The organism is Phocaeicola intestinalis, assembly GCF_014837065.1.
GTDB classification, from domain to species: domain Bacteria; phylum Bacteroidota; class Bacteroidia; order Bacteroidales; family Bacteroidaceae; genus Phocaeicola; species Phocaeicola intestinalis.
In genome coordinates this window covers 1-9,399 of the sequence record NZ_JACSPP010000088.1, presented here as the reverse complement: position 1 = coordinate 9,399, position 9,399 = coordinate 1, and the positions used below count along the sequence as shown (strand labels likewise).

The 9,399-nt window shown below is 53.3% G+C and carries 5 protein-coding genes; all 5 read right to left on the bottom strand.

Annotated elements, in window-relative coordinates:
• Positions 1-60 precede the first annotated feature (60 nt).
• The gene (locus H9625_RS16440) at positions 61-255 is read right to left on the bottom strand and encodes a hypothetical protein (RefSeq protein WP_191765368.1); all 195 of its coding nucleotides are present in this window, start codon (positions 253-255) and stop codon (positions 61-63) included.
• A gap of 232 nt (positions 256-487) precedes the next feature.
• Positions 488-2,863: an ABC transporter permease gene (locus H9625_RS16435; protein WP_191765366.1), complete on the bottom strand. Its 2,376-nt coding sequence runs from the start codon at positions 2,861-2,863 to the stop codon at positions 488-490.
• Positions 2,864-3,264: 401 nt separating this feature from the next.
• Entirely contained in the window at positions 3,265-5,649 is a 2,385-nt protein-coding gene (locus tag H9625_RS16430; RefSeq protein ID WP_191765364.1) for an FtsX-like permease family protein, read from the bottom strand.
• Between the two features lie 127 nt (positions 5,650-5,776).
• Positions 5,777-6,454, bottom strand: a complete 678-nt coding sequence (locus tag H9625_RS16425) for an ABC transporter ATP-binding protein (RefSeq protein ID WP_087212869.1) — start codon at positions 6,452-6,454, stop codon at positions 5,777-5,779.
• A 162-nt stretch (positions 6,455-6,616) separates the two neighbouring features.
• Positions 6,617-9,013, bottom strand: coding sequence for an FtsX-like permease family protein (locus H9625_RS16420; protein ID WP_191765362.1), 2,397 nt, complete (start codon positions 9,011-9,013; stop codon positions 6,617-6,619).
• Between the last annotated feature and the right edge of the window lie 386 nt (positions 9,014-9,399).

Here is a 9,399-nt window from a genome sequence, read left to right as displayed (position 1 = left end):
CGACAACTGCATTTCCATGCCGTAAAGATACAACTTTTAAACGAATTATTCGCATTTCACTTACTTTTGACTATAATTTAATCTCGCTTTTGCTTCTTGTACGGCTGCATAAGCATCAAGCAGACCGTATCCCATTTCCGTATTCCAAGTGCCGTAAGGATGTGTACTTGATATGGAATACGTATAGCCGCCTACTTTGCGTGCAGTTTCCGCTAATATTTCGCCTACTTCTATTTCGTCCACTTGGTTGGACATCCGTTTAGGTTGGTGGGTGTCACCAGTCCGATTGCATTTGCAATAAAAAGAAATCTTTTCATACGGTTTTTCTTTAAGCAGGTTAAACATCGAATTAGCATCAGCAAATATACGTATTCATTTTCAAACGTCCATTCACGTATGTTTCAAAAAGATGCACGTATGTAACATCCATCGTAAATCAACAATGGTCGGTCTACGATGGATGTTTTTGGTTAGGCGGAATAGTCATTCACTCCGTCCGCAGGTTCTCCGTGGGGTTCATCCGGGCGGCTTTCAGGACGAGGGCGGACGAGACTGCCCATACGATGAGGAGCACCGCGAGGGCGCAGCCGGTGAAGAGCCACCACGTCAGCTCAATCTTGACGGCGAAGAGCTGGAGGAGCGAAATGCTTGCCCGCCACGCTATCAACGCGCCGATAAGGGTGGCAGGGAGCGCAATCTTCAGCAGATCGAGCAGGAAGAGGCGTTGTACGTTGGCTACCGTGGCTCCGTGGATGATGCGGATGGCTATCTCGGCGTGGCGGCGGCTGATTTCGTCGCGGATGTAGGCGATAAGCCCGATGAGCGCGATGAGCAGGATGCACGCGCCGGTGAAGAGGATGCTGTTGCGCACGTGCAGGATGCCGTCGTAGAGGGCGTTCATTTCCAGTGCCAGGCTATAGGCGTGCTTATCCCTGTCGGGCATCGTTTCCTCCACCACTTTTTGCACGGCTTTCATCCCTTCGGGTGAGAGTTGGCGCAGGCGGATAAAGAGATTGGTAGAGTAGGGCACCGGAGCGTAGAACATCACCGAGGGACGTTCGTCGGCATCTTCGGCTATCTGCGAGCCGAAATGAATTTCTTCGTACACGCCGCAGACGGTGAGCGGACCTTCGTGCTCGGTGATGTTCACCGTCTTGCCGATGGGAGAACCTGTCCAGCCCGCCAGTTCGCGCATCCGTTCCACAAACTTGCGGCTGACCATCACCTGACGTGCCACGGTGTCGCTCAGGTGAGGCGTGAAGGTGCTGCCTTCGATGACGGGGATGCCGAACGCCTTGTGGTAATCGTCGCCCACGAGGTACATATCGGCGATGTTCATATACTCTTGTCCCGTCTCAGGGTTATATACATTGTTTCCGCTGCAATGTTCGGACGGCAGCTGATACCCCCACGTCACGCCCGCCACTTCGGGCAGCTTTTTCAGTTCCTGCACGCAACGCTGCTGTTCGGTCTGTGTGATGCCGGCAAGTGGTACGTAAAGCATATCCTTGTATTCGAAGCCCGGGTCGTAATGGGTCAGCGCACGGTATTGCAGGCTGATGACCGCCAGTATCGCCACGAAGAACGTGGTGAGGAGGAACTGCACGAAGAGCAGCCCCAGCTTCCAGTGGCGTTTGCTCTCGGTATAGCGGCGGTAGGCGTAGGTGACGGGAATGCGTGTGTACAGGTAGCCGGGCATTACGCCGCAGAGGAGGACGATGAAGGCAGTCACCGCCACACATACGGCTATCGTAGAAGGCGGGAAGAGCGAGCGGAGGCTGTGCCCGATTTGTTCCTGCACCACGTCCTGAATCCCGAAGATAATCAGCATCGCCAGGGCGAGGCTCAACAACCCGTGCAATGCCGATTCGCTGAGCACCATGCGGTAGATGTCGCCGCTTCCTGCCCCATAGCAGCGGTAAGTGGCGATGCTCTTGGCGCGGTTCACCATGCCCGAGATGACCAGCAGGATGTAGTTGAGCACCGCTACCGCCAGCATCAGTATGGCGAAGGCGAGGAAGACGATATTCATGATGCGGTTGTAATCCGATGAGGAAAAGATTTCGCCGACGGGCTGGAAACCGATGTCATAATCCGCTCCGTTTTTCCTCAGGTCTTCCATCGGCAGGTTGGTCTCCAGCATCCGTTTCACGTTGTCCGTCAGCTGGTCGGGCTTCGTGCCGGGATAGAGTCGGATGTAGCTCTTGTAGCTGTCGTTCCCCAGCCAGTTGTTTCGCCCGTCATAGCGCACTTGTCCGATGGTGGGCAATGCCACCGCTACGTCAATACGGGGCAGGTGAGTGTTTTCCGGAAACTCCTCAAAGATGCCGACGATGTTCAGCTTGAAGTCGGGATATTCTTTCCACGTCAGCGTGTGTCCCACGATGTCGGTGCCCAGCGTTTCGGCAAGGCGCGACGAGATGTAGGCGTTGTTCTCTTTCTCCAGCCCCGTATGCGGATTCTCGCCTATCAGGATGCGTCGGGGGAAGACTTCGAAGAACGAACTGTCGCACAGGAGGGCGTTGGCGGTCACTTCCCGCTGGTCTTCCGCCACGAGGTGCATACCGCTTTCCAGCCACGTGAAGCGTGTGGCGGCTTCCACTTCGGGGCAATACCGTTTCACGCCCGGAGCGGTGGCTCCCGGTGTTTGCGCATAGGGACGCCACGTGTCTTCTTGCGACGATTTGTATTGCTCGGTGATGCGGTACGTGTCTTCCAGCCGGGGCAGAAAGTTGTCGTAGCTCTGCTCGAAGATGACTTCGGCAAGCATGGTCAGCCCGATGGCGAGGCCGACACCGAGGCAGAGAATCTTGATGGGGTTCGCTTCGCCCCGTCGGAACAGGTTGTTTAATGCTCTTTTCATCTGGTTTATTTATTATTTAATTGTTTGTTTGGAAACGCAGATTAACGCGGATTTTCGCAGATTCAAATTTAATCATCTGTTTAATCTGCGTTAATCTGTGAAAATCTGCGTTTCTTCACAGTATATAGTTACTGTTTAGAACTTGTTTCCCACCTCGGAAAACGTGCAAAATGTCCGCCGAGGGGTCGCCGCAGGCTTTGCAAGTGTTGCAAAGTGCGCGGCGAGGGTCTAAAATGCGTCTCGCAGTCGTGCAAAGTGTCCGCCGAGGGTCTAAATTGCATTTTGCACGTTTTTCAAGGTCTGTTTTCACCACAGATTACACAGATTTTATCATTTATTTCTTCGTGTCTTTGGCGAATAATAATTTTATAAATCTGTGTAATCTGTGGTGAAATCCGGATTCACTCCGTCTTCAGGCTGTCCACCGGATTGGCGGTCGCCGCGCGGTAATTCTGCACGGTGATAGTCACTTCGGTGATGAGGCAGATGACGGCGCACGCCCCCACAAACACCCACGGGCTGAGCGGCACGCGCTGGCTGAACTGCTCCAGCCACCGTGTCACGCCATACCACGCCACGGGGGTGGCGATGACGGAGCTGACGAGGCTCAGCACGAGGTACGAGCGGCCGAACATCCAGAGTATCTGACCCGTCGAGGCTCCGTACACCTTGCGCACGCCGATTTCCTTGCGCCGGTGTTCCGCCTCAAAGATAATCAGCCCGAACACGCCTACCAGCGAGATGACAATGGCGAGCAGGCTGAAGAGCGTAATCATCTGCTGCTGGTCCGCCTCACGCTGGTAGAGCGAGGCGTAGACCTGGTCGTAGAACTTCACGTCGACGGGGAAGCCGGTGAAGCATTCTTCTGCCGCCTGGCGCACGTGGCGCAGGGCGGTGTCCATGTCGCTTCCGGCACGCACGCGGATGTAGGCGTAGGGCAGCTGCCCGTTGGTGTACTTGGCGTTGGGGCAGAACACGTAGGGCATCGCGTTGATCTTGAGTGAGGTGAACTGGGTGTTTTGCACGAAGCCCTTGATGCGTGCTTGGTTGCCCCAACAGAAGTCTACCATTTCGCCCGCCTCGATGCCCGTCTTCCGCTGCAAGTCTTCGGTGGCAAGGAATATCATCGGGTCTTTGCTGATAGAGTCGGAGGGCAGGAATCCGGTGCCCGACGTGAGCTTCATCCCCATTACGTCGGGGAAGTTGGTGCTCACTTCGATGAAGAAGTGGTAGTACCATTCGCCTTTGTAGTCGAACGCGTAGCTGGTATATCCTTCGTTTGCGCCTAATTCCCACTTGGCGAACGCCACGTCGGCTATCTCGGCATAGCTTTTCAGCTTCGACTCGAAGCTATGGTAGGGGCTGCTCTGGTAGGGCATTTCGGGCAGGCTTGCCACGAGCAGCTGGTCGCGGTCGAAGCCCAAGGCACGGTTGCGCATGTAGCGGTTTTGCAGGAAGATAAACGCCGCCGACACGATGAGGGCGAACGACACCACGTACTGGAATCCGATGAGTAGGGTGCGCAGCCGCTTTCCCTTGCCGCTCAGGGCGTAGTTGCCCTTTAGCACCAGCGCGGGCGGGAAGGAGGTCATGTACCACGCCGGATACAGTCCTGCGATGATGCCCACGGCGAGGGCTATCACTCCCGTGCCTGCCACATATTGCCAGTAGGTGAGGAGCGAGGGCGTGAAGCCCATGAACGAAAGCACGTTCAGGCGGATGAGTGCCGCCGTGATGCCCAGTGCAATCAGCCAACCTACAAGGACGGTACATACCGATTCGAGGGTGAGGGCACGGCGCAGTTCGCCGTTGGTGCTGCCCAGTACTTTCTGCGTGTTGATGCTGCGCATGCGCATCGGGGCGAGGGCGGTGCTGAAGTTGACCAGGTTGATGCAGGCAATGGCGATGATGAGCATCCCGATGACCACGAGCAGGGCGGTGGTGCTGCGGCTTCCGGTCTTCAGGTAATAGGGCGAGTGCATCGTGTAGTAGAAGTCGCGGATGGGGAAGACGTAGAGGGCGGTCTTGTCGTCCTTGTCCACGTTCATCCGGTCGATGGCTCGGGTGGCGGCTATCTGGCGGTTGGCTTCTTCTACGCTTACGCCGGGTTTCAGGCGGAAGAAGGCGAAGTAGTTCTGGCTTCCCCAGTCATCCTTCTGCACCCGTTCGCCCATGGTCACGAAGAGGTCGTTCTTGAACTGGCAGTTCTCGGGCAGGTCTTCGTAGATGCCGCATATCCGGTACTTGGTGGCGTCGGGCGTCAGGAAGTTGCTCCCTTCGATGTAGAGGTATGCTCCCAAGGCGTTGCCGTCGGGGAACAGCTTGCGGGCATAACTCTCGGAGACGATGATGCTTTCGGGCTGTCCCATTTCGGCATCGCTTCCGGCAATGAACTTCAGCCCTACCACCTTGGCGAAGCCGGGCGATACCGCCCAGGGTGTTTCGTAGAAGTATTGCGGGTTCTTGGGGTCGGTGTAGAGGGCAGTCTTCCCCCATGCCGGCGCATAGATGGTACCGTACTCGAAGCCGGGTACTTGTTCCATTAAGTAGTCGATGGGTCCGCGCGGCAGGTAGCCCATGGTATGGTTATCGGGGTCGCCCAGGTTGAGCATCACCAATCGTTCGGGCTCTGGGTAGCAGTTGTCGAAATTCTGTTCGTAGCTCACCTTCATCATAATCACGATGAAAGCGGCAAAGGCGAACGAAAGCCCGAAGAGGTTGAGCACGGAAGCCGTGCGGAAACGCTTCAGCGTATAAAACAGGTTGCGTAATATCGTATAGTTCATAAGTGCTTGAGTGGGTGTTTAGGATTCTCACCACAGATTACACAGATTTTATCATTTATTTCTTCGTGTCTTTGGCGAATAATAATTTTATAAATCTGTGTAATCTGTGGTGAAAATAAAGAGGAAACTACATTTCGGCAATGGAAGCCACAATCTGCCCGTCGAACAGGTTGATGATGCGTCCGGCATATCCGGCGTCGCGCTGGCTGTGTGTCACCATCACGATGGTTGTGCCTTCCTTGTTCAGTTCGGTCAGCAGCTCCATTACTTCTTGTCCGTTCTTCGAGTCGAGGTTACCGGTCGGCTCGTCGGCAAGGATGATTTTCGGGTTCGATACCACGGCACGGGCGATTGCCACACGTTGTTGCTGACCTCCGGAGAGCTGTTGCGGATAGTGCTTGGCGCGGTGGCTGATGTTCATCCGTTTCAAGATGTCTGCCACGCGTTGTTTCCGTTCGGCGGCGGGCACGCCCAAGTAGGTGAGGGGAAGCTCTACGTTCTCCGCCACATTCAGTTCGTCTATCAGGTTGAAGCTCTGGAATACGAAGCCGATGTTGCCTTTGCGCACGTTTGTGCGGTCTTTTTCTTTCAGGTGTCCCACTTCTTTTTCGTCCAGATAATAATCGCCTGATGTCGGGTTGTCGAGCAATCCCATAATGTTCAGCAGGGTAGATTTGCCACATCCCGAAGGACCCATAATGGCAACAAATTCTTTGTCGGCTATCTCGAAACTGACATTGTTGAGTGCGATAGTTTCTACTTCTGTAGTACGGAATGTCTTGCAAAGGTTTTCAATCTTAATCATAATAGTATGTTTTTTGTTGGTTAATAATATTTGTATGTCTGTTTGTTGAAACGCAGATTTCCGCAGATTAACGCGGATTTTATTTATATGATTTTCGTGCTTTTAATTGATGATTATCGAATAATCTGCGAAAATCTGCGTTAATCTGCGTTTCATAAAAAATCATTCAGCTCTCACGCAATCTATCGGGTTGCTGTTCGCTGCACGGTAACTCTGCACGGTCACGGTGACGAGGGTCATCAGGATAATCAGCAGGCAGGCGGCGACGAACACCCACGCCGAGAGCGGCACGCGCTGGGTGAATGACTCCAGCCAGCGGTTCATTACGTAATAGGCAACCGGCATCGCCACTGCCGAGCAAAGGATGGCGACTTTCAGACTGGCACGGTTGAATTGCCACAATATCTGGCTCGTGCTGGCACCGAACACCTTGCGCACCCCGATTTCCTTGCGCCGGTATTGCGTCTCGAAAATGGTCAGCCCGAACACGCCCACCAGCGAGATGATGATGGCAAGCACGCTGAAGGCGATGACTACCTGTTGCTGGTTGGTCTCGGCGGTATAGAGCTTCTTATATACGTTGTCGAAGAAATCAATCTCGGCAGCATAGCCGGGGAAGCTCTTCTCGAAGGCTTCGCGGGCGTGGCTCAGGGCTTGCGCAGGGTCGCTTCCGGCTTTTACACGGATATAGCCGAAAGGAAGCACGTCATCATCGTATAAATTAGGAGTAAATACGAAGGGCGTTCCGCTGAAGGCGGTGATGCGGTTCGAGGTGAACGCCACGTTGTCCACGTAGCCCGTGATTTCGGCTTTCCCCATCCAGTCGGCATTCAGTTCCTGTCCGGTGGGCAGGTTATACATCTTCTTAAATTCTTTAGTGGCGATATAGTGCCTTACGTTCCGCCCTACGGAGTCGCCGGGCAGGAAGTCGCGCCCTTCGGTCACCTTCATGTCCATGACCTTCGGGAAGTTGGTAGAGACGCGGACATAGAAAGGCTGTACGTGTTGCTCGGCTATGGTAAATCCCTGGATGTTGTACACGTTTCCGCCTCCCATCCGATCGTTGGCATACGCCACGCCTTCAAACTCCGGATAGCCCAATAGTTGCTGGTCGAATGCCTTGTAGGGCTGGCTCAGGAAAGGTTTTTGAGGCATTTGGGCGATGAGTAGCATGTCGCGGTCGAATCCGGTGCGGATGTTCTTCTGGTATTCGTTCTGCAAGAAGATGAAGGTGGAGCACACGATGAGGCATGCCGAGATGAAGTACTGGAAGCTGACCAGTGCGGTGCGGAGCCGTTTTCCTTTTCCACTCAGGGCGAAGTTGCCTTTCAGCATCAGTGCGGGTGGGAACGAGGTCATGTACCATGCCGGATAAAGTCCGGCAAGTACACCCGTCAGTAGGGCGATGCCTACGCTTCCGAAAATGACGGGCAGATAGTCTTTCAGTGCGGGATTGAAATCCAACGCGTCAAGTGCCTGTGTCTGCGTGAGGCAAGCCACGATGCCCAGCGCAATCAGCCAGCCCAGCAACACGGTGCACACGGCTTCCAGCACCAGTCCCGTGCGGAGCGAGCCGACAGAGCTTCCCAATACCTTTTGCGTGTTGATGCTGCGGATGCGCATCGGGGTGAGGGCGGTGGTGAAGTTGATAAGGTTCACGGCGGCGATGCCGATGACCAGTATGGCGATAAGAATCATCAGGCGCGTGTGCTGCAGGTCGCCCGTCTTGAAGTAGAACCACGGCTTGGTGTGGTAGTACACATCTCGGATAGGAATAACCATGGGTTTGACTTCCTTGAAATCAGATGACTTCTCCATCTTATCGTTGATAATCTTGTTCTGGACCAATTGGCGGTTGACTTCTTCGTAAGTGACTCCGGGTTTCAGGCGGACGAAAGCCAGATAGCTCCAGCTTCCCCATTGGTTGAGGTCCCATTTTTCTCCAATGCGACAATAGATGTCATTGGTGAGTTGGGCATTTTTCGGGAATTCCTTGTACACTCCGCTAATTCTGAATTGTGTTTCCTCGGTAGCTTGGTGTGGACTTTCCAAATAGATGTATTTACCTATGGCGCTTCCGTCAGGGAAAAGCCGTTTGGCTTGGCTTTCCGAGATAATGGCTCCGTTGGGGGTGTCCAGCCCTTCGTCATTGCCTTCCACGAAAGTCATTCCGATAGTCTTTGCAAAATCGGGATATACAGCTGCAACGTTTTCCTTGATGTATTTCGGATAGTGCGGGTCAGTATATACCAGATTACTTCCGAATTGCATCGAAAGCAGGGTGCCGCATTCGATTCCCGTGGTCTCTTGGATGGCAGCATCTACAAACGGGCGAGGCACCACCACCAGCTCGTTGTCTTTCCCGTCAATGGAAAGGTTCAGCACCGCCAGCCGTTCGGGTTCGGGATAGCAGGTGTCGAATTGTTGTTCATAACGGGTCTTCATCATAATTACGATGAAGGCGGCAAAGGCGGCGGATAGTCCTAATAAATTTAGGAATGAAGCCGTGCGGAACCGCTTCAGCGTGTAAAACAGGTTGCGTAGAATCGTTTGGTTCATGTTCGTTGTATGTATGTATTAATTTATTAATTCTCTTTTTTACAATTTCAAATGCTATATGTCGTATGCTGTCTCTTTTCCTTAAGCAAATATCGTGCCAAATAAAATTTTAATTGATAATCAGGTGATTACATAATAAGCATTTTTTTGAAGTGTCAAAAAATTAGACACTTGGTGTCAAAAAATTAGACACCTTATGCTGGTATTGGTTTCTCACTTATGCATTTGTCTTGTCTGCTCTTTTAGTCCCATTATTCTTGTGGATTTCCCAGATTCAAGCATGCCTTTTGATGAACATAAGTGGGTTGCCCGTTTCACATAAGTGGTCCTGCCTTACCACTTATGTCCGTCTGGATGTGTGTGGATGTTTTTTTGTCCTGTGTGCC